This is a genomic window from Mesorhizobium sp. M1004, from assembly GCF_040318795.1.
Classification (GTDB): Bacteria; Pseudomonadota; Alphaproteobacteria; order Rhizobiales; family Rhizobiaceae; genus Mesorhizobium.
Genome location: NZ_JAMYNB010000019.1, coordinates 56,626 through 76,781 on the forward strand (window position 1 = coordinate 56,626; position 20,156 = coordinate 76,781).

Consider the following 20,156-nt stretch of genomic DNA (forward strand, 5'->3'; position numbering starts at 1 on the left):
GCCAGCCCATGGCCGTCGCCGCCAAGAACATTCCGGCACCCGACCTCGTTCCGGTCCGCCGCGCCCTGCTTTCCGTCTTCGACAAGACCGGCCTGACCGACTTCGCCAAAGGGCTGGTCGCGGCCGGCGTCGAGCTGGTCTCGACCGGAGGTACGGCAAAGGCGATCGCCGAGGCGGGGCTGGCGGTGCGTGACGTCTCGGAACTGACAGGCTTTCCCGAGATCATGGACGGCCGCGTCAAGACGCTGCACCCGTCGGTGCATGGCGCACTGCTCGGCGTGCGCGACGATCCCGAACACGCCAAGGCGATGCACGATCACCGCATCGAGCCGATCGATCTGCTCGTCTGCAATCTCTACCCGTTCGAGGAGGTCCGCCGTTCCGGCGCCGACTATGCCGCTGTTGTCGAGAACATCGACATTGGCGGCCCGGCGATGATCCGCGCTTCGGCCAAGAATCACGCCTATGTCGCCATCGTCACCGATCCCGGCGACTACGCCTCGGTGCTGAACGCGCTGGAGATGAACATCGGCTCGCTGTCGCTGGATTTCCGCCAGAAGCTGGCGGCCAAGGCCTTTGCCCGCACCGCCAGCTACGATGCGGCGATCTCCGGCTGGTTCGCCGAAACGCTTGAGATCGAGCACCCGACCTGGCGCGCCTTCGGCGGCAGGCTGGAAAGCGTCATGCGCTATGGCGAGAACCCGCATCAGAGCGCCGGCTTCTACGTCAATGGCGACAAGCGGCCCGGGGTCGCCACGGCTCGCCAGTTGCAGGGCAAGCAGCTGTCCTACAACAACATCAACGACACCGATGCCGCCTTCGAGCTGGTCGGCGAGTTCGATCCCAACCGCTGCGCCGCCGTTGCCATCATCAAGCACGCCAACCCGTGCGGCGTCGCCGAGGACGCTTCGCTGGCTGCTGCCTATGCGAGAGCGCTGGCCTGCGACCCGGTTTCGGCCTTTGGCGGTATCGTTGCCATGAACCGCATCCTCGATACCGAAGCGGCTCAGGAGATCGTAAAAACCTTCACCGAGGTGATCATTGCGCCGGACGCGTCGGAGGACGCTGTCCGCATCATCGCCGCCAAAAAGAATTTGCGACTGCTGGTCACCGGCGGTCTGCCCGATCCGCACGCCGGCGGCATCACTGTGAAATCCGTCGCTGGCGGCATGCTCGTCCAGGGCCGCGACAACGCGGTGGTCGACGATCTCGAGCTCAAGGTGGTGACCAGGCGCGCGCCGACGGCGGCCGAGATGGCCGACCTCAAATTCGCTTTCCGCATCGCCAAGCACGTCAAGTCGAACGCCATCGTTTACGCCAAGGACGGCGCCACGGTTGGCATCGGCGCCGGCCAGATGAGCCGCGTCGATTCCTCGCGCATCGCCGCCCGCAAGGCGCTCGACGCGGCGGAAGCAGCTGGCCTCGCGGAGCCGTTGACCAAGGGCTCGGTGGTCGCCTCCGACGCTTTCTTCCCTTTCGCCGACGGGCTGATCTCAGCCATCGAAGCCGGCGCCACGGCGGTGATCCAGCCCGGCGGCTCGATGCGCGACGACGACGTCATCGCCGCCGCGGATGAACATGGCATCGCCATGGTGTTTGCGGGCGTGAGGCATTTTAGGCATTAGGCGCCGAGGCGGATGAGGGGTGTTTCAGCGGAGTGAGACGTTGGTGTCTTCTGGAACACCGCTCATCCGTCGCCTGCGGCGACACCATCTCCCACAAGGGGAGAAGGAAGAGCCGCGCTATTCCACCGGCTGATCCGCCGGGTACGGCGTCCAGATCAATATCGCGATCCCCACGCCGAGGAACAGCACGATTGCCGCCATGCCCAGCCGCGCCGAGCCGCTGGCGAGCGTGATCGACGCCACCATGAACGGCGCCAGGAAACTCGTCGCCCTTCCGGCCAGCGCATAGATGCCGAAATAGCGGCCGGATTCGGCTGCGGTCACGCTGCGCGCCATGTAGGAGCGTGACGACGCCTGCACCGGTCCGAACGCCAGCCCGATCAACAGGCCATAGAAAATGTAGGCCTTTTCCGCCGCCGTGCCGAACAGGCCGCCACTACCGGCTCCCGGCATCATCCAGGCGCCGAACAGCGTGTAGCCTGGCCCGGTGGAAACGATGCCGATGGTGGCGATGCTGAGCAGGACGAGCGAAATCATCACGATGGTCTTGGAGCCAAGCGCGGTGTCCAGCCATGCGGCAACCAGGCAGCCGACGATGGCGACGACGTTGAGAATAATGCCGAACATGCCGATCTCGGTGATCGACCAATGGAACATCGCTGCCGCAAAGGTGCCGCCCAAAGCGAGCAGCGCATTGACGCCGTCCTGATAAATCATGCGGGCGACAAGGAAGCGGAAGATGCCTTTGCGCCGGCGCACTTCAGTCAGCGTCGACTTCAGTTCCGACAGCCCCTCGCGCACCGCCGGCCCGATCGGAATGCCTTTGATGGCGTCCGGCGTGAAGAAGAACATCGGCAGGATGAACAGGAAATACCAGCCAGCCGACAGCGGCCCGGTGGCGCGCGCGTCCTCGCCGAGTTTCGGGTCGAGCCCAAAGAGCGGGTCGATGCCGATTATCGTCTTGCCGGTCTCCGACGAACCCGCCAGACAGGCGACGACAAAGATCAGCGCGATCATGCCGCCGAGATAACCAAGTCCCCAGGCAATGTTGGAGACGTGGCCGATCTCGCTCTTCGGCACCAGGCGCGGCATCATCGAATCGTTGAACACGGTCGAGAATTCCGCCGCGACCGAAGCGAGAGAAAAGAACAGCACCACCAGGAAAAGGTTCGAGCCGGGAGCGGCGAACCATAGCAGGCAAAGGCTGATGATCTTGATCGAGGCGAAGAACGCAATCCACGGCTTGCGCGGCCCGGTCTGGTCGGCAATCGAGCCGAGGATGGGAGACAGCACGGCAATGACCAGGCCCGCAACAGCGATGCCGTAGCCCCAGGCCGCCTGGCCTGAGACCGGATCGCTCGCCATGCGCGAGACGAAATAAGGCCCGAAGATGAAGGTGGTGACGACGGTGAAAAACGGCTGCGCCGCCCAGTCGAAGAACATCCATCCCCAGATGCCGCGCCCGGATGCCCGCTGCACTGTTTCTACCGCCGCCATGATGATTCCCCCGGACACCGCGCTTGTCGGACGCCATGTCTGCATGTTTCGAATGCTCATGCAAACCGCCAAAGATTCGCGCTGCCCCTCACCTGGATGTCGCCGCTGTCTACCTGCATAGAGACGCGAAGAAAGGCGCCGCGCCTCTACCTCCCCCTTGTGGGGACGTCGGACCGAAGGTCCGGGTGGGGTCGGTGCCGCACCCCCACCCCGCTGCTTCGCAGCGACCCTCCCCACAAGGGGGAGGGTAAAGTCCCGAGCCTCACATCCCCGTCAGATCGCTCATCAACCCCGAAGCCACCGACAGCCTGGACACGGTGATATCCCCGCCTTCGGTCAGCGCCTGCAGCCGCTCGCGAATGCGCGCCACGCGCTCGCCGCCGGCTTCCAGCCAGGCCGCCACAGGATCCGCCGTCCCGGCATGGCCGGCGAGAGCCGCCACCGCGATGCCGCGCCGCGCCGCGCCGATCGTGTCGGTGGCGCGCGACAGCGCCAGCTGGTCGTAATAGTCCGACGGCGTGATAGAACGCGCCGCCTCTTCGACGCGCGGAATGCGGAAGGCATCGCTGACGGCGAAGAACGCCTTGGCCGAGGCGACGACGTCGGCATTGGCCGTGCGCGCCGTCAGTGCGATGTCCGGGATCAGTCCCGCCACATCGGCCATTGCCAGCTGCCCGGCGAGCTTTTCCGGGGCGCCGGCCTTGAAGAGGCCGTGCCGCTGCTCCTCGACCCGCTCGCGCGAGAAGGCCGGTAGCAGCGAGAGCAGCTTCGGCTCCAGCGCCATGCGCGCCTCTTGCAGTTCGGCAATGCGCTGGCCGAGCGCTGCGGTGCCGGCATCGTTCTTCAGATACCAGCCGCTGGTCACGAAGATAAGCCGGCTGACGGACTGGTAGAGATCGAGCTGCGCCTGGCCGTCGATGTGGCTGTCCAGCGCATCGATCTCCCGATAGAGCGCCGGCAACGCGAAGCCGTCGCGCACCACGGCGAAGGTGCGCACCACGTCGGCCGCGCTGCGCCCCGTGGCTTCCTGCAGCCGGTTGACGAATGACGGTCCGCCGCGATTGACGAGATCGTTGGCGACGACGCGGGCGATGATTTCGCGGCGCAGCCGGTGGCCATGGATCTCGGCCGCATATTTCTTCGCCATCCGGTCAGGGAAATAGCCCATCAGGTCGCGGTCGAAATGCGCGTCGTCAGGCACGTCGCTGGCGACGATGTCGGAAAACAGCACGATCTTGGCATAGGCGAGCAGCACGCCAAGCTCCGCCCGGGTCAGCGGCTCGCCACGCGCCTCGCGCTCGGCAAGGGCGGCCGGCGACGGCAGCGTCTCGACAGCGCGGTCGAGCAGGCCCCGAGCCTCCAGCGCCGCCATGAACCGGCTCTGGTGCGCGATGTCGGCAAGGCCGCGCTTGCGGGCGATGGAGAGCGCGAGCGTCTGTTCGTAATTGTTGGACAGCACGAGGCCGGCGACCTCGTCGGTCATCTCGGCCAGCAGCTTGTTGCGCGCCGGCCGGGTCAGCGATCCCTTGCGCATGGCGGACGCCAGCGCGATCTTGATGTTGACCTCGACGTCGGAGCAGTTGACGCCGCCAGAATTGTCGATGGCGTCGGAATTGCAGCGGCCGCCGGCGAGACCGAATTCGATGCGGGCACGCTGCGTGACGCCGAGATTGGCGCCCTCACCGATCACTTTGGCCCGCACATCGAGCGCGGTGATGCGGATGGCGTCATTGGCGCGGTCGCCGACTTCGGCATTGGTTTCGCCCGAGGCCCGTAAATACGTGCCGATGCCGCCGAACCACAGAAGGTCAACGTTCGCCTTGAGGATGGCGGTCATGATCTCGGCCGGTGTCGCGGTGGTCTTGGCGAGGCCAATCGCCGCCGCCGCTGCCGCAGGCAGCGTGATCGACTTCTGGCTGCGCGAGACGATGACGCCGCCTTCCGACAGCTTGGTCTTGTCATAGTCCTGCCAGGACGAACGCGGCAGCGCGAACATGCGCTCGCGCTCGGCCATCGACGCCACCCTGTCTGGATCGGGATCAATGAAGATGTCGCGATGGTCGAAGGCGGCGATCAGCCTGGTCTGCGGCGACAGCAGCATGCCGTTGCCGAACACGTCGCCCGACATGTCGCCGACGCCGACGACGGTGAAGGGGGTGGTCTGGATGTCGCGGTTGATCTCGCGGAAATGCCGCTTGACCGCTTCCCAGGCACCCTTGGCGGTGATGCCCATCTTCTTGTGGTCGTAGCCGGCCGAGCCGCCGCTGGCGAAGGCATCGTCGAGCCAGAAACCGTGTTTCTCCGAAATGGCATTGGCGGTGTCGGAGAAGGTTGCCGTGCCCTTGTCGGCGGCGACGACAAAGTAGGGGTCGTCAGGATCGCGCCTGACGACACCGGCTGGGGGTATGACGCCATCGAGCCCGATATTGTCGGTAATCGACAGCAGGCTGGAAACGAAATTCTTGTAGGCCGAGGTGCCGGCCTCGAAGATGGCGTCGCGGCCGGCGCTCATCGGCAGCTTCTTCGGATAGAAGCCGCCCTTGGCGCCGACCGGCACGATGACGGCGTTCTTGACCTGCTGCGCCTTGACCAGGCCGAGCACCTCGGTGCGGTAATCCTGGGCGCGATCCGACCAGCGCAGGCCGCCGCGCGCAACCGGGCCGAAGCGCAGATGCACGCCTTCGACCTCGGAACCGTAGACGAAGATCTCGCGCCACGGCCGCGGCGCCGGCAATCCTTCGACCGCCTGCGAATCGAGCTTGATCGCCAGTGACTGGCCCCGCTCCTTCGTTCCCGCAACGAAATGATTGGTGCGCAACGAGGCTTCGATCAGGTTGAGATAGCGGCGGATGATGGTGTCGTCATCGATGTTGGGGACTTCCTCCAGCGCGTCCTTGATCTTGGCCTTGAGGTGCTTGGCGGTGATGACGCCTTCCGTCTCGGCGGTCGGGCCGAGACGAGCGACGAACAGTGCATGCAGGCCGCGCGCAATGTCGGGATAGCGGTTGAGCGCGGCCGCGATGAAATCCTGGCTCTGCGGGATACCGGCTTGCTGCAGGTAGCGGCCATAGGCGCGCAGAATGCTGACTTCGCCCGACCACAGGCCGGCGGTCTGGGCAAGCCCGTTATAGCTGTCATTGTCGATGTCGCCGCGCCAGACCGACAGGAACGCGTCCTCGAACAGCGCGCCGCCATCGCTGAGGTCGATCGGCTTGCCGTAGCTGTTCTCCAGCTCCATGTCGTGGACGAAGACGGTGTCGCCGCCGTCCTCGCCAACCTCGAAGGTGCGCTCGCTGATGACGCGGAAGCCGATGTTTTCCAGCACCGGCACGCGACGCGACAGCGCTACCGGGCTGCCGTGGTGGTAGATCTTCAGCGCTGCCTGATGCGGTTTCTGCTCGGCATGGCGGTAATAGTCGATGGCGATCGGGTTGGCGGTGCTGATGCCGGCGATGCGCCCCGCATCCTTCAGCGCGACGGCCGCGCTGAAGGAATCGCGATAGCTCTCAGGCAGACGCGCGGCGATCGCCTTCAGCGATGGATCGCCGCCGACGGCTTCCGCAGCTTCGGCCAGCGCGTCGTCCCAGGTTCGCACGATGTCGCGGATCGCCGCTTCGATCACCGCCTGCTCGACCTTCGGCGTCTTGCCGCCGGAGCGGCCGATGATGAAATGCACACGCGCCAGCCCGCCCTCGGGGAAAGCCGGATAGTAAGCCGACAAACGGCCTTCGAAGACGGTCTTGAGATAGGTGCCGATCTTCTCGCGCACGACGCTGTCATAGCGGTCGCGCGGCACGAAGACGAGGATCGAGACGAAGCGGTCGAACTGGTCGGCGCGCACCAGCGCCCGCACCCGCGGCCGCTCGACCAGGCCGAGAATGGCCGCGGCGTGCTTCTTCAGGATCGGCACCGGCACCTGGAACAGTTCGTCGCGCGGATAGCTCTCCAGAACGTTGATCAGTGCCTTGCCGGAATGGTCGTGCCGGTCGAAGCCGGACTTGGCAATGATGGTCTCGGCCTTTGACCTCAGATACGGGATTTTCATCACCGAGCGCGTGTAGGCAGTCGAGGTGAACAGGCCGACCATGCGCAACTCGCCGGCAAGCGTGCCCTTGGCGGTGTAGGTTTTGACGCCGATATAATCGAGATAAATGCGGCGGTGCACCAGCGACTTGGCGTTGGCCTTGGTGACGATCAGCGGCTCCGGCCCATGCAGGAAGGCGCGGATTTCGGGCGTCGTCGTCACCGCCTCGGTGCCGCGCCGGAGCACCAGCACATCCGGGTCGGCGAGGATGCCGAGACCGGGTTTGTCGGCGCGCTCCAGATTGCCGCTCTCCGCGCCGCCGGAATATTTGAACTCGCGCATGCCAAGGAAAGTGAAATTGTCGTCGCGCAGCCATTCAAGGAAGGCGATGGCCTCGGCAACGCTCTTCTTGTCGAGCGGCACGGCGGAATAGCGGAATTCGGAAATCGCCTGGTCGAGACGGGCGAGCATCGGCTTCCAGTCGCTGACGGCGGCGCGCACCTGGTTGAGCATCTTGCGCAGGCGGTCGGCCAGCGCGTCGGCCTGCTCCGCCGTCAGGCGCGGAATATGGACATGGACGACGCTCAGGCGGTCGTGATTGCCATCGTCCTTGAGGGCGCTGCCGTCGCCGAGGATCTCGTCGACGCCGGCCTTGCCGTGACGCACGACGATGACCGGATGGGTGACCAAAGTCGGTTCGCCGGCAGTTTCTGTGATCTCGCCGAGGATCGAATCGAACAGGAACGGCATGTTGTCGTTGACGACGGTGATGATCGTCATCGGGCGGCCCTCGCGGGAGACGCCCGACCCGGCATCGACGGCGACGACACTTTGGCCCTTCTTGTGGGCGGCGACCGCACGTCCTGCCAGGTCGGCGGCGCGCTCCAGGTCGGCGGCGTCATAGGCGGCAATGTCTTCGGCCGGCGCGCGGGCCAGCAGATAGTCGGCGAGCCTGGCCGGCTTCCCGTCGGGTTTCACCCCGGCAGTGGCTGTTTTCTTCGGCTTAGCTGCGGATTTCACGCTCGCCATGTTGTCCTCCCGTCACATGCTTTTACGACTATGGTAGCAGATGACCGCTGTTTGGCGACAAAGGTTTGACGGCTCGATAAGAATTACAGGAATTCGACGGTCAGGCGGCGGTGAACCAGGAGGGAGACCCCATGTCCGGCAAAATCAGCGCACTTGACCTCGGTATCGCGGAACTGAGCGAGGCGACAAAAGCCTATTTCGCTAAATGCGAGGAAAAGCTCGGCCTGGTTCCCAACGTGCTTCTTGCCTATGCCTTCGACGAGAAGAAGCTGCGCGCCTTTACCGACACCTACAATGATCTGATGCTGGGTGAATCCGGCCTGTCGAAGCTGGAACGGGAGATGATCGCGGTCGTCGTTTCCTCGATCAATCACTGCTATTATTGCCTGACCGCGCATGGCGCGGCGGTGCGCCAGCTCTCCGGCGACCCGGCTCTCGGCGAGATGATGGTGATGAACTTCCGCGCTGCCAATCTTTCACCGAAACAGACGGCGATGCTCGAATTCGCCGTCAAGCTGACGGAAGAGCCGGCAAAGATCGTCGAGGCGGACAGGGAAGCACTGCGCAACGCCGGCTTCACCAACCGCGACATCTGGGACATCGCCTCGACCGCCGCCTTCTTCAACATGTCGAACCGCGTGGCGGCGGCCATCGACATGCGGCCGAACGACGAATACCACGCCATGGCGAGGTGAAAGTTTCCTTCTCCTCGTAGGAGAGGTCAACGCGCCGCGATGGCCCCGGCAGCGCCGGCCATCGTCGTGGCGCTGATGCGGTTGGCGATCTTCATCGCACGCTTGCTCTTCAACAGTTTGCGCGCCTGTGAGGCCGCGACGACCCAGGCGAGATCGATGGCGATCAGAACCACCGCCATCGTCGCCGTCAGTTCGACCCAGCCGATGACACTCACCGAAGCGAGGTCGATGATCGTCGGCAGCAGCGCCAGATAGAACATCATGATCTTGGGATTGCCGAGCGTCACCGCCATGCCGGCGAAGAAGAGCTTGAGCGGCGAATCCTCACGCGGCATCTCGCCTTCCCTGGCCTCGACCGGCGCCGTCCACATCTTCCAGGCGAGGTAAGCGAGGTAGGCGACGCCCACCCATTTCACGACGACGAAGGCGAAATGAAACGTCTGCGCCACGACCGCCAGCCCGAACACCGCCAGCGACAACCAGATGCCCTCGCCGATCCACATGGCAAGCAGGAACGGGAACACGTCGCGAAAGCCTTTCGAGATGACGCGGGCGACAAGGGCTGCGATCGACGGTCCGGGCGAACCGGCGGCGACGAACAAAGCGGCGGCGAAGATCAGGAGCGAGGTGAGGTGCATGACGGAGCCTTCGAGCGTTGGATGGCGAAGAATATCCGATCGGCGTCAATTTGGCACCCCTCTGCCTGATGGGCCAACGAACGCGACACATTTCGGAGATCGGACTTGCCCGTGCCAGCGGTTTGAGAAAGGATCGCGGCCGTGAAATCAATCGTCATCCACGCCGCAAAAGATCTGCGCATCGAAGAGACCGATTCGGGCGCGCCTGGCGCCGGACAGGTCGAAATATCGGTCGAGGCCGGCGGCATCTGCGGCTCGGACCTGCACTACTACAATCATGGCGGCTTCGGCGTGGTGCGCCTGCGCGAGCCGATGATCCTCGGACATGAGGTCGCCGGCACGGTGAAGGTGCTTGGCGCCGGCGTCTCCAGCCTCGCTGTCGGCGACCGCGTCGCGATTTCGCCCAGCCGGCCGTGCAATGCGTGCCGGTACTGCCTGCAGGGCGTGCAGAACCAATGCCTCAACATGCGATTTTACGGCAGCGCTATGCCGATGCCACATATACAGGGCGCCTTCCGCCAGTGCCTCGTCGCCGAGGCCTGGCAGTGCCACAAGATCGCCGACCATGTCTCCATCAACGAAGCCGCCTTTGCCGAGCCGTTCGCGGTAACGCTGCATGCCGTCAACCGCGCCGGCTCGCTGCTCGGCAAGCGGGTCTTGGTCACAGGCAGCGGGCCGATCGGTGCGCTCTGCATCCTGGCCGCGCGCGTCCACGGCGCGCGCGAGATCGTCGTCACCGATGTCATGGACGCGGTTCTGGCCAAGGCCAACGAGATCGGCGCCGACCGCACCATCAACGTCGCCACCGACGGCGCCAGCCTCGCCGCCTACAATGTCGAGAAGGGCAGTTTCGACGTGATGTTCGAGTGCTCCAGCAATGAACGCGCGGTGCGGGCTGGGCTCGACGTGCTGAAGCCGCGCGGCGTGCTCGTCCAGCTCGGCCTTGGCGGCGATATGTCGCTGCCGCAGAATCTCATCGTCGCCAAGGAGATCGAGATGCACGGCAGCTTCCGTTTCCATGACGAGTTCGCGCTGGCCGTCGATCTGATCAACAACCGTCGCGTCGACGTTAAGCCGCTGCTGACCGGCATCTATCCAATGGACGAGGCGGTTGCGGCTTTCGAGATCGCCGGCGACCGCAACAAATCGATGAAGGTACAGATCGCCTTCGCCTGAGCACGGCGAGACACCCTATGAACCTTGCCCGCTCGGCATCTTGCCGCTAGAAGAACCGTCCCGACATTCATTTCGAGCTTCATTTTGCCTCAGTAACCGCCGGTCTCGCCAACTCCCCTGATCACACTTGGCAGGGCGCCGCATTAAGCGGTGCCTGCTCCATTTCACGTGTTCCTCAGGCGGCGGTTCGAGACCGGTTTGGCACTGCTGAACCGTTGTCGCGCGCTTTGCCGCCCGTGACAGCTGATTTCCGACATAGCTAGCTCTCGCCACGCCGTGCCCGCATGGGCATCTCGCCATTGCCGACCTGAAGAACTTCCACACTGGAAGGTCTTCCGGCTTGTCCCAACATCTCGCTATCCACTGGGCAATCACGCCCGAAATCGCGCCTCGACCCCTGGTCCACTGCAACCGCTGCAGCGCCGTGAAAGCCTATCGCTGCAGCGACAAATTCCGCGTCAACGCCAATGGCAAACGCATTGATGTCTGGCTGATCTATCGCTGCATCGACTGCGACAATTCGTGGAATTTCGGCATTTTCGAACGCTGCAACCGCCGCGACATCGAACCCGCGCTGCTGGCAGCGCTCGAAAGCAACGATCCGGCCCTCGCCCGCCGCCATGCCTTCGATGTCGTGGCGTTGCGAAACCGGGTCGGACGCGTCGAGGAGTTTCCCGATGTCGCCGTTCACAAACACCGGCTCGGCGGCGAAGGCCGACCCGCAGCCGCGCTTGAAATCAGGCTTGGGCTGGAAATGCCGACATCGCTGCGGCTCGACCGTCTGCTCGCCGGCGAACTCGGCATCTCCCGATCAAGGCTTCAGGCGCTGGAGGAGAAACGATTGCTGGTTGTTGTTCCCGAAGGCGCCAGAGCTTTGCGCAAGCCGGCCCGCGACGGCACGGCGATTCGCATTGACCTGGCCGACGAGCCGGATCGTGAAGCCATCATTTCGGCTGCCGTGGGTGAATGACAAGAGGGGCGAAGCACCGGTGCTTCGCCCCTCTCGAATTTAGACAATCAGACGATTACGCCGCGCCCACAACCTTGGCCGACTTCTCGAAGCGCTTGCGCTCGTTCGGGTCGAGATAGAGCTTGCGCAGGCGGATGGTCTTCGGCGTCACCTCGACCAGCTCGTCGTCCTGGATCCAGGCCAGCGCGCGCTCCAGCGTCATGCGGATCGGCGGCGTCAGCTTCACCGCCTCGTCCTTGCCGGCGGCGCGGATGTTGGTCAGCTTCTTGCCCTTCAGCACGTTCACTTCGAGGTCGTTGTCACGGCTATGGATGCCGATGATCATGCCCTGATAGACCTTGACGCCCGGGTCGATGACCATCGGGCCGCGGTCTTCGAGGTTCCACATGGCATAGGCCACTGCCTCGCCCTGTTCGTTGGAGATCAGCACGCCGTTGGTGCGGCCCGGCAGTTCGCCCTTGTAGGGCTGGTAGGCGTGGAACAGCCGGTTCATCACGGCGGTGCCGCGCGTGTCGGTCAACAGTTCCGACTGGTAGCCGATCAGTCCGCGCGTCGGCGCGTGGAAGACGATGCGCTGACGGTTGCCGCCCGAAGGCCGCAGCTCGACCATCTCGGCCTTGCGCTCCGACATCTTCTGCACAACGATGCCGGCGTGCTCCTCGTCGACGTCGATGACGACTTCCTCGACCGGCTCCAGCAATTCACCGTTCTCGCCCTTCTGCATGACGACGCGCGGACGCGACACGGCGATTTCAAAGCCTTCGCGGCGCATCGTCTCGATCAGCACGGCCAGCTGCAATTCGCCGCGGCCGGAAACGAAGAACGAATCCTTGTCGGGCGATTCCTCGATCTTGAGCGCGACATTGCCTTCGGCTTCTCGCAGCAGGCGGTCGCGGATGACGCGGCTGGTCACCTTGTCGCCTTCGGTGCCGGCGAGCGGCGAATCATTGACCAGGAAAGACATGGTCACGGTCGGCGGATCGATCGGTTGCGCATGCAACGCCTCGGTCACCGCCAGGTCGCAGAACGTGTCGGCGACAGTGCCCTTCGACAGGCCGGCAATTGCCACGATGTCACCCGCCTGCGCCTCTTCGATCGGCTGGCGCTCGAGGCCACGGAACGCGAGGATCTTGGAGATGCGCCCGGTTTCGATCTGCGTGCCGTCATGGTGGAGCACCTTGACCGCCTGGTTGGACTTCAGCGTGCCGCTCTCGATACGGCCGGTAATGATGCGGCCGAGGAACGGATTGGCTTCCAGGATGGTGCCGATCATGCGGAACGGGCCGGGATGAACGGTCGGCTCCGGCACATGCTTGATGACGAGGTCGAACAGCGGCGCCAGGCCCTGGTCCTTCGGGCCTTCCGGATTTTCCGAGACCCAGCCATCGCGGCCAGAACCGTAGAGGATCGGGAAGTCGAGCTGCTCGTCGGTGGCGTCAAGCGCTGCAAAAAGGTCGAACACCTCGTTGACCACTTCGACGTGGCGGGCGTCCGGACGGTCGATCTTGTTGATGACGACGATCGGCTTCAGGCCGACCTTGAGCGCCTTGCCGACGACGAATTTGGTCTGCGGCATGGGGCCTTCGGCGGCGTCGACCAGCACGATCGCCGAATCCACCATCGACAGGATGCGCTCGACCTCACCGCCGAAATCGGCGTGGCCGGGTGTGTCGACGATGTTGATGCGGGTGTCCTTCCAGTCGACCGAGGTCGCCTTGGCCAGGATGGTGATGCCGCGTTCCTTTTCGAGGTCGTTGGAATCCATGGCGCGCTCGGCGACGCGCTGATTGTCGCGGAAGGAACCGGATTGCCGCAGCAATTGGTCGACGAGGGTGGTTTTTCCATGGTCGACGTGCGCGATGATCGCGATATTACGAATTTTCATTTTGTGGTCTCGGGAGCGTTGCAGGCAGCAGGCCAAAAGGCGCCGCCTCTTTCGGTTGCGCGGCTCATACAGGGTTTTTCGCAATTGCGAAAGAGGAGGCGCACCACCAAATACTCATCAAATCTTAAGCATCTCGGTGTGAGATGGTTTTGTTAACCAAGGCGGGAACCTTTCTGGGCCCGGGTAGTTCGAAATTCATGACCGACAAACTCAACCGATTTTGGCCCCTCATCGCTTCGGTCGCATTCGCTGCCGTGCTGGCGGCCAATGCCGCTCAATCGGCCGCCACGGTGAAGGAAGCCAATCCGGCTTCGTCGTCCGACCGGACGGCCGAGCAGATGTTTGCCGACGCCCCTGATGGCGTCGACCCCGTGGTCACCGGCCCGGTCAGCGCCTCTTTCAAGCAGAGGCAGCAGGTTGCAGGCTGCGACAGCGCGGTGTGGCCGAAGATTCCGACGGTTTGCTACCCGGACTGACGGCTGCCCATTCCAGGCATAGCGATCCTTCGCACCGACCCAAAGGCTTACGCCGACCGCACCGGATCGAGCGTCACCTTGTAAAGCTCGATGTCGTCGCGATCCATCAGCCGCACGGTCAGCTGCTCTGTCGCCCCTGAAATGTCCACCAGGCCAAAGAACTGCAGGCCGGCCGAGGGTGGCAGGTTCTGGCCCTGTTCGGTGGTCGGCGCCTTGATGAATTTCAGCTCCGGGCCGAAGGTCATGTCGAAATCATTGGGACCGAAGGTACCGGCGTGGATCGGGCCCGAGACGAATTCCCAGAAAGGATTGAAATCCTGGAACCGCGCCTTGTCGGGGTTGTAATAGTGCGCCGCCGTGTAGTGGACATCGGCGGTCAACCAGACCGTGTTGGTGATGCCGGCAGTCTTGATGTAGCGCAACAGGTCGGCGATCTCGAGCTCGCGGCCTTTGGGCAGGCCATTGTCGCCATTGCTGATGGCTTCCGCGCCGACCTTCTTGGCGCCGTCGTCCCAGACGACGAGGCCGAGCGGCATGTCGGCGGCAATGATCTTCCAGGTCGCCCTGGAATTCGTCAGCTCGCGCTTCAGCCATTTCGTCTGCTGTTCGCCCAGCATGCGTGACTGCGGCGTCATGTCCTCCTGCATGTCGGGGCCGTTCGGGCCGCGATAGGAGCGCATGTCGAGGAAGAACACGTCGAGCAGCGGCCCATGCGCGATCTTGCGGTAGACGCGGCCGGGCTCGGACGGCTCGTAGCGGATCGTCGTCATCTCATGGAAGGCGCGCGCCGCACGCGCCGCGAGCACATGGACGGATTTTTCGGTGTAGCGGCTGTCGGCGCCGAGATTCTTCGAATCCGACCAGTTGTTCAGCACCTCGTGATCGTCCCACTGGTAGAAGGTCGGGCAGATGGCGCTCAAGGCCAGAACGTTTTTGTCCATCATGTTGTATTTCCACTGGTCGCGGTACTCATCCAGCGTCTCGGCCACCTTGCGCTTGCCGTCGATCAGGACGACGTTTTTCCACTTGCCGCCGCCAGGCAGGTCTACCTCGTCCTTCATGGCGCCATCGGCATAGATGGTGTCGCCGGAATGCAGGAAGAAATCCGGCGTGTGCCTGGCGATGGTGGCGTAGGTTTTCATGCCGGTCTCATCGATTCCCCAGCCCTGGCCGGCCGTGTCGCCCGACCAGGCGAATTTTATGTCGCGCTTCGAGGCGGGTGCTGTGCGGAAACGGCCGACGATCGGTTCGGAAACGGCGTTGATATCCGACAGGTCGGCGGCAGTCATCCGGTAGAAGATATCCTGGTCGGAGGCGAGGTCGGTGAGCAGGCGCTTGACCGTGAAGTCACTGGCCGGCGAGGTATCGAGCGGCGCCAGCCGCGTCGCATTGGCGAAGTTTTCCGTCGACGACACTTCGAACATGACGCGCGAAGGCCGGTCGGTGCGCGTCCACACCATGCCGCTTGAGGCATCGACATCGCCGGACTGGACGCCATGGGTGAAGGCCGGGCGCTGGCTGGCTCGCGAATAATAGGGCAAAGCGAGCCCCGATGCGCCGAGCAGACCGGCGGCGCTGGCAGAGGTGACGAAAGCGCGGCGGGTCAACGAGATCTTGTTCATGGCTGTCTCCTGATGGCTTCGAACGGTGCCAGCAAGCTCCAGCTTCAATGTTTCAGCCACATCTCGGGAAGATGAAACTTTGATAACAATCGACAGGTGATCTCCGCCCTTGAGGGGGGAGATGTCGCCGAAGGCGACAGAAGGGGGTCGCCTCGCTTGGAGCGCCGACCTCCTATGCGCAAGAGGCTGAGTCCGGTCGCACGGACCCCCTCTGGCCGCTTCGCGGCCATCTCCCCCCTGAGGGGGGAGATTAGTACCGCGCCTTACGCCGCTTGCGGCTCCGGATCGAAAGCCGGCCTGCTCGTATTGATCAGCAGCGACAGACACGCAGCCACGATCGCCGTCAAGCCGGCGATCAGGAAGGCCAGTTCGTAATTGCCCTGCAATTCGCGCATGGTGCCGCCGAAGGCAGCGGCGGTGGCGGCCCCCACCTGGTGGCCGGCTACGATCCAGCCGAACACGATCGGGCCGCTGCGGTCACCGAAGGCCTCGTTGGCGAGCCTGAGCGTCGGCGGCACGGTGGCGATCCAGTCGAGACCGTAGAGCACGGCGAAGATGATCAGGCTGGTCGCCGAGAAGCCGGAATAGGGCAGATAGATCAGCGCCAGACCGCGAATGCCGTAGTAGACGCCGAGCAGCTTGCGCGGGTCGAAACGGTCGGTGAGCCAGCCCGACAAAGTCGTGCCGATCAGGTCGAAAATGCCCATAAGCGACAGCAGGCCGGCCGCCTGTACCTCGGGGATGCCCATGTCGCCGCAGAAGGAGATCAGATGCGTGCCGACCAGCCCGTTGGTGGTGAAGCCGCAGATGAAGAAGGTGGCGAACAGATACCATAAGACGCGGGTGCCGGCGGCGCGGCGAAGCGTGTTGAGCGTATGCGCCAGGAAATTGCCTTGCGATGCCGGCGATACCGGCGGCACGTCATCGGCCCCGGCGCCATAGCGCACCATGCCGATCGAAGCGGGACGCTCCGGAACCAACAGCCAGACCAGCGGCAGAAGACAGGCGGTGGCGATCGAGACGGCGGTAGCGACGGGCTGCCAGCCGCCCGACTGGGCGAGTGATGCCAGCAGCGGCAGGAACACCAAGAGGCCGGTGGCGCTGGAGGCCGACATCAGCCCCATCACCAAGCCGCGATTGGTCTTGAACCAGCGGTTGACGATGGTGGCGCCGAGCACGGTGGCGACCGCGCCGGAGCCGATACCTGAAAACACGCCCCAGGTGAGGAACAGGTGCCATGGCTCGGTCATCAGCAGGCTGAGCGCGGTCGAGCCCGACATGATCACAAGCGAGGCAAGCAGCGTGCGGCGCAAGCCGATACGCTCCATCAATGCGGCGGCAAACGGCCCGGTCAGGCCGTAAAGGAAGATGCCGATCGCGGCGGCAATCGAAACCGTATCGCGCCCCCAGCCGAAGCTTTTATCCAACGGCAGCATCATCACCGAGGGTGCGGAACGAAGCCCGGCCGCGATCAACAAGCAGAGGAAGATGACGCCAACCACGACGAAAGCGTAGCGCTGGCCAAAGGGATGGGATTGAGCTATCATGTTACTGACCGGTACGTTGCAGGGTGAGGACATGTATACGTACCGATCGGTAACACGTCAATCGAGTCATACCATGCCAACGGACAAAAATATTGAACTGACCATCAAAGACGGTCATGCAGCCGCACCGCCCAAGGCTGCCAAGAAAATCCTCGACGTGGCCTACGACCTGTTCTACCGCCGCGGCATTCGGGCGATCGGCGTCGACGAGATCGTCAAGCGCGCCGGCGTCACCAAGCCCAGCCTCTACCGCAGCTTTCCCTCCAAGGACGAGCTTGCCGCTTCCTATCTCAGGCAATATGACCGTGAGTACTGGGAGCGTTTCGACGAAGCCGTGGCTGCCCATCCCGGCGACCCGCGGGCACAGCTCAGGGCTTTCCTGACTCGCGTCGGCAAGCGCACGCAAAAGCCGGACTATCGCGGCTGCGGCATGACCAACGCGGCGGTGGAATATCCCGAACATGGCCATCCGGCGCGCGTCGTCAGCGAGGCCAACAAGCAGGAGTTGCGCCACCGCCTGCGCGCGATGGCCGCAGCGATGGGCGCTAAAGACCCTGACACGCTCGGCGACGGCCTGCTGCTGTTGATCGAAGGCGCCTATATCAGCGGCCAGCTCTTCGGCCTCGGCGGCCCGGCGCAATCGGTGGCCCGCAACGCCGACCTGCTGATCGAAGCGAGCTTGAAGAAATAGCATTTTCTAACGTTGGCGCCGCCCCTCACCTGCCGGCATCCTTTCCCGGAAATGGGGCGAGGAACGCTCTCATCACCATTTCGCCAATTGCCAGCGTTGCAAGGTTGTCGCCAGCGGCGCAGCCGGCCACTTTCTCCCGTTCAGGGGGAGAATTGCCCGGCAGGGCGATGTGGGTGGCGCCAACGTTGAGATTGGCACGCTAGGCCGGCCGCAGATTTGGCGATAGGCTGGGGCGAACTTCACGGGAGACGTCCGCATGCGAACCCTGCTGCTTGTTCCATTCGCCCTCGCCGCCCTATCCCAAACCGCCCATGCCGACGGAATATCCAGCGTCTACACCGACCTCGACTCGCAAAAGGATTGCGTCACCTATGCGCAGGCCGAGGAAGGTGACGGCGACTGGGCCGAACTCGCCTGCTCCGGCTATCGCGGCTATCCCGTGCTGATCGCCTACGACGATGCGCGTGAATCGCTATTCTACGGGTTTCCGCCCGGCGGCGAGATGACCTCGGTCTGGGAGAGCTTTTCCGGCTTCAACTCGTCCGGCGCCAAGGTCGAATGGCGCATCGAGACCAAGGGCGACGTTGCCGTTCCCTTCGCGGTGATCCACCGCCGCTCGATCAGCAATCCCGAGGATGAGAACAAGCCGACCGAAGTGCTGCTCGTCGCCAAGGTCGCCCAGATGGAAGCCCGCGACGGCTGCACCATCGGCCTCGTGCTCGCCACCGGCAACCCTCAGGCCAACGACCAGGCGCGCAAGCTGGCGGACGAAAAGGCGAAGAGTTTCGCCTGTGGCAAGGACAAGCACACCGTCATCGGCAACGTGCCGGCGTTTGGTCGGGTGGATAACTAGCCACGTGGGTGCAAGGCACCCCCCTCTGCCCTGCCGGGCATCTCCCCCTCAAGGGGGGAGATTGGCAGCTTCGCTGGCGGCGCTTTTTCTTTCGGCGCTGAAAATTGACGAAAGCCGTTGCGACATCCGATCTCCCCCCTTGAGGGGGAGATGGCCGGCAGGCCAGAGGGGGGTGCCTCGCGCTGGCGTTTGCCGCTTACTTGAACGAGACGCAGGCCTCTCTCGGCGCTACTTCGCCGCCTTCGCCCGTGCGATCGCGTCGACGATCATCTTCTTGGCGTATTTGGAATCGTGCCAGCCTTCGATCTTGACCCATTTGCCGGGCTCGAGATCCTTGTAGTGCTCGAAGAAGTGCTGGACCTGGTCGCGGGTGATCTCGGGCAGCTGCGTGTATTCGGTGACGTTTTCGTAGCGCAGCGTCAGCTTCGGCGAGGGCACGGCAATGACCTTCTCGTCCTGGCCGGCATTGTCTTCCATCACCAGCACGCCGATCGGCCGCACATTGATGACGCAGCCCGGCACCAGCGCGCGCGTGTTGCAGACCAGCACGTCGATCGGGTCGCCGTCGCCCGACAGCGTGTGCGGCACGAAACCGTAATTGCCGGGGTAGCGCATCGACGTATGCAGGAAACGGTCGACGAACAGCGTGCCGGCCTCCTTGTCCATCTCGTACTTGATCGGCTCGCCGCCGATCGGCACCTCGATGATGACGTTGATGTCCTCGGGCGGGTTCTTTCCGATGGCAATGGCTTCGATTCGCATGGCTTAAATCCCTCTCTCGATGTCCAAGATCGATAGCGGGCGGCGCGGCATGGTGCAATGCGGCGATTGGTGCGAAGCGCTAACGGAAGCGCACGGTTTATGATGATTTGTAACCGAGACCGGTCATTCCCAGACGAAGGCGACCTTCTTGAGCGCCCTCTGCTCGAAAATCTCGACGCCTTCGGCGACGTCACGGCCACCCGCGCCGGCATAGAAGGAAAGTGCGTTCTGGTTGTCTTCCAGCGCCCACACCACCATTCCCTTCAGCCCGTGGTCGGCAAGCCGCGCCCGCGCCGCCTTGAACAGCCGGCTGCCGAGCCCGATGCCCTGATATTCCGGACGCAGGTAAAGTTCGTAGATTTCGCCCTGTTGCTTCAGCTCGCGGGCGCGGTTCTTGCCGATCGTGGCATAGCCGGCGATGGTGCCGCCGATCTCGACCACCAGAACGGTGGCGGCGCGGCGGATGGCGTTGGCCCACCAGTCGGCGCCGCGGCGGTTGATCATCGAGGTCAGCGAGCGATGCGGGATGATGCCGGAATAGGCGCCCTCCCAGGCCAGCTGGTGCACGTCGGCAATGGCGCCGGCGTCGCGCGGTTCGGCTTTCCTGATGTCGATGCTCAGCGTATTCATGATTTGTTAACCATAAACCCGCATCGGCCATTTGCA

At 63.9% G+C, this 20,156-nt stretch carries 15 protein-coding genes; 7 read left to right on the forward strand and 8 right to left on the reverse strand.

The genetic code is table 11. From position 1 onward, the window contains the following. The first annotated feature begins 8 nt into the window (after window positions 1–8). Window positions 9–1,625: a bifunctional phosphoribosylaminoimidazolecarboxamide formyltransferase/IMP cyclohydrolase gene (gene purH, locus NKH54_RS28695; protein ID WP_023728703.1), complete on the forward strand. Its 1,617-nt coding sequence runs from the start codon at window positions 9–11 to the stop codon at window positions 1,623–1,625. A 117-nt stretch (window positions 1,626–1,742) separates the two neighbouring features. On the opposite strand, the gene NKH54_RS28700 is transcribed toward purH, so the two are convergent. Then, window positions 1,743–3,122, reverse strand: coding sequence for an MFS transporter (locus NKH54_RS28700; RefSeq protein ID WP_353029459.1), 1,380 nt, complete (start codon window positions 3,120–3,122; stop codon window positions 1,743–1,745). Between the two features lie 262 nt (window positions 3,123–3,384). After that, window positions 3,385–8,175, reverse strand: coding sequence for an NAD-glutamate dehydrogenase (locus tag NKH54_RS28705; RefSeq protein WP_353029460.1), 4,791 nt, complete (start codon window positions 8,173–8,175; stop codon window positions 3,385–3,387). 131 nt (window positions 8,176–8,306) lie between these two features. Between NKH54_RS28705 and NKH54_RS28710 the strand changes: the two genes are divergently transcribed. After that, complete coding sequence (locus tag NKH54_RS28710) at window positions 8,307–8,870, forward strand: peroxidase-related enzyme (protein ID WP_023681420.1); 564 nt, start codon at window positions 8,307–8,309, stop codon at window positions 8,868–8,870. Window positions 8,871–8,896: 26 nt separating this feature from the next. Here the strand turns inward: NKH54_RS28710 and NKH54_RS28715 are convergent, their stop codons facing one another. Next, window positions 8,897–9,508, reverse strand: a complete 612-nt coding sequence (locus NKH54_RS28715; RefSeq protein WP_353029461.1) for a LysE family translocator — start codon at window positions 9,506–9,508, stop codon at window positions 8,897–8,899. Between the two features lie 141 nt (window positions 9,509–9,649). Between NKH54_RS28715 and NKH54_RS28720 the strand changes: the two genes are divergently transcribed. Both NKH54_RS28720 and NKH54_RS28725 read left to right on the forward strand, forming a co-directional pair. After that, on the forward strand, window positions 9,650–10,684 hold the full coding sequence (locus tag NKH54_RS28720) for an L-idonate 5-dehydrogenase (protein ID WP_353029462.1): 1,035 nt from the start codon (window positions 9,650–9,652) through the stop codon (window positions 10,682–10,684). A 340-nt stretch (window positions 10,685–11,024) separates the two neighbouring features. Beyond that, window positions 11,025–11,654 (forward strand): DUF1062 domain-containing protein, encoded by a 630-nt coding sequence (locus NKH54_RS28725; RefSeq protein ID WP_023807703.1) that lies wholly within the window; start codon window positions 11,025–11,027, stop codon window positions 11,652–11,654. 55 nt (window positions 11,655–11,709) lie between these two features. On the opposite strand, the gene typA is transcribed toward NKH54_RS28725, so the two are convergent. Then, window positions 11,710–13,539, reverse strand: a complete 1,830-nt coding sequence (gene typA / locus NKH54_RS28730; protein WP_023681424.1) for a translational GTPase TypA — start codon at window positions 13,537–13,539, stop codon at window positions 11,710–11,712. 197 nt (window positions 13,540–13,736) lie between these two features. Here typA and NKH54_RS28735 point away from each other — a divergent pair, with 197 nt between their 5' ends. Continuing rightward, window positions 13,737–14,015 (forward strand): hypothetical protein, encoded by a 279-nt coding sequence (locus NKH54_RS28735; RefSeq protein WP_023753187.1) that lies wholly within the window; start codon window positions 13,737–13,739, stop codon window positions 14,013–14,015. Window positions 14,016–14,062: 47 nt separating this feature from the next. On the opposite strand, the gene NKH54_RS28740 is transcribed toward NKH54_RS28735, so the two are convergent. Together NKH54_RS28740 and NKH54_RS28745 are read right to left on the reverse strand one after the other, a co-directional pair. Beyond that, the gene (locus NKH54_RS28740; RefSeq protein WP_023830139.1) at window positions 14,063–15,637 is read right to left on the reverse strand and encodes an alkaline phosphatase D family protein; all 1,575 of its coding nucleotides are present in this window, start codon (window positions 15,635–15,637) and stop codon (window positions 14,063–14,065) included. A 263-nt stretch (window positions 15,638–15,900) separates the two neighbouring features. Beyond that, window positions 15,901–17,184 (reverse strand): MFS transporter, encoded by a 1,284-nt coding sequence (locus NKH54_RS28745; RefSeq protein ID WP_353029463.1) that lies wholly within the window; start codon window positions 17,182–17,184, stop codon window positions 15,901–15,903. Between the two features lie 73 nt (window positions 17,185–17,257). On the opposite strand from NKH54_RS28745, the gene NKH54_RS28750 reads away from it, so the two are divergent. Together NKH54_RS28750 and NKH54_RS28755 are read left to right on the forward strand one after the other, a co-directional pair. After that, window positions 17,258–17,875, forward strand: a complete 618-nt coding sequence (locus NKH54_RS28750) for a TetR/AcrR family transcriptional regulator (protein ID WP_352499954.1) — start codon at window positions 17,258–17,260, stop codon at window positions 17,873–17,875. Between the two features lie 256 nt (window positions 17,876–18,131). Further along, window positions 18,132–18,728 carry a hypothetical protein gene (locus NKH54_RS28755; protein WP_023693212.1) on the forward strand — a complete coding sequence of 199 codons (597 nt, stop codon included), beginning with the start codon at window positions 18,132–18,134 and terminating at the stop codon, window positions 18,726–18,728. Between the two features lie 228 nt (window positions 18,729–18,956). Here the strand turns inward: NKH54_RS28755 and ppa are convergent, their stop codons facing one another. After that, window positions 18,957–19,490 carry an inorganic diphosphatase gene (ppa, locus tag NKH54_RS28760; protein ID WP_023668623.1) on the reverse strand — a complete coding sequence of 178 codons (534 nt, stop codon included), beginning with the start codon at window positions 19,488–19,490 and terminating at the stop codon, window positions 18,957–18,959. A 123-nt stretch (window positions 19,491–19,613) separates the two neighbouring features. Then, window positions 19,614–20,120: a GNAT family N-acetyltransferase gene (locus NKH54_RS28765; protein ID WP_023688843.1), complete on the reverse strand. Its 507-nt coding sequence runs from the start codon at window positions 20,118–20,120 to the stop codon at window positions 19,614–19,616. Window positions 20,121–20,156: the final 36 nt, after the last annotated feature.

What these genes read in the sequence shown, in the direction of transcription:
- NKH54_RS28740 (WP_023830139.1), bottom strand. Translation starts at nt 15,637, where the DNA reads ATGAACAAGATCTCGTTGACCCGCCGCGCTTTCGTCACCTCTGCCAGC.
- typA (WP_023681424.1), bottom strand. Translation starts at nt 13,539, where the DNA reads ATGAAAATTCGTAATATCGCGATCATCGCGCACGTCGACCATGGAAAA.
- ppa (WP_023668623.1), bottom strand. Translation starts at nt 19,490, where the DNA reads ATGCGAATCGAAGCCATTGCCATCGGAAAGAACCCGCCCGAGGACATC.
- NKH54_RS28710 (WP_023681420.1), top strand. Translation starts at nt 8,307, where the DNA reads ATGTCCGGCAAAATCAGCGCACTTGACCTCGGTATCGCGGAACTGAGC.
- NKH54_RS28700 (WP_353029459.1), bottom strand. Translation starts at nt 3,122, where the DNA reads ATGGCGGCGGTAGAAACAGTGCAGCGGGCATCCGGGCGCGGCATCTGG.
- NKH54_RS28750 (WP_352499954.1), top strand. Translation starts at nt 17,258, where the DNA reads ATGCCAACGGACAAAAATATTGAACTGACCATCAAAGACGGTCATGCA.
- NKH54_RS28745 (WP_353029463.1), bottom strand. Translation starts at nt 17,184, where the DNA reads ATGATAGCTCAATCCCATCCCTTTGGCCAGCGCTACGCTTTCGTCGTG.
- NKH54_RS28705 (WP_353029460.1), bottom strand. Translation starts at nt 8,175, where the DNA reads ATGGCGAGCGTGAAATCCGCAGCTAAGCCGAAGAAAACAGCCACTGCC.
- NKH54_RS28755 (WP_023693212.1), top strand. Translation starts at nt 18,132, where the DNA reads ATGCGAACCCTGCTGCTTGTTCCATTCGCCCTCGCCGCCCTATCCCAA.
- purH (WP_023728703.1), top strand. Translation starts at nt 9, where the DNA reads ATGGCCGTCGCCGCCAAGAACATTCCGGCACCCGACCTCGTTCCGGTC.
- NKH54_RS28735 (WP_023753187.1), top strand. Translation starts at nt 13,737, where the DNA reads ATGACCGACAAACTCAACCGATTTTGGCCCCTCATCGCTTCGGTCGCA.
- NKH54_RS28765 (WP_023688843.1), bottom strand. Translation starts at nt 20,120, where the DNA reads ATGAATACGCTGAGCATCGACATCAGGAAAGCCGAACCGCGCGACGCC.
- NKH54_RS28715 (WP_353029461.1), bottom strand. Translation starts at nt 9,508, where the DNA reads ATGCACCTCACCTCGCTCCTGATCTTCGCCGCCGCTTTGTTCGTCGCC.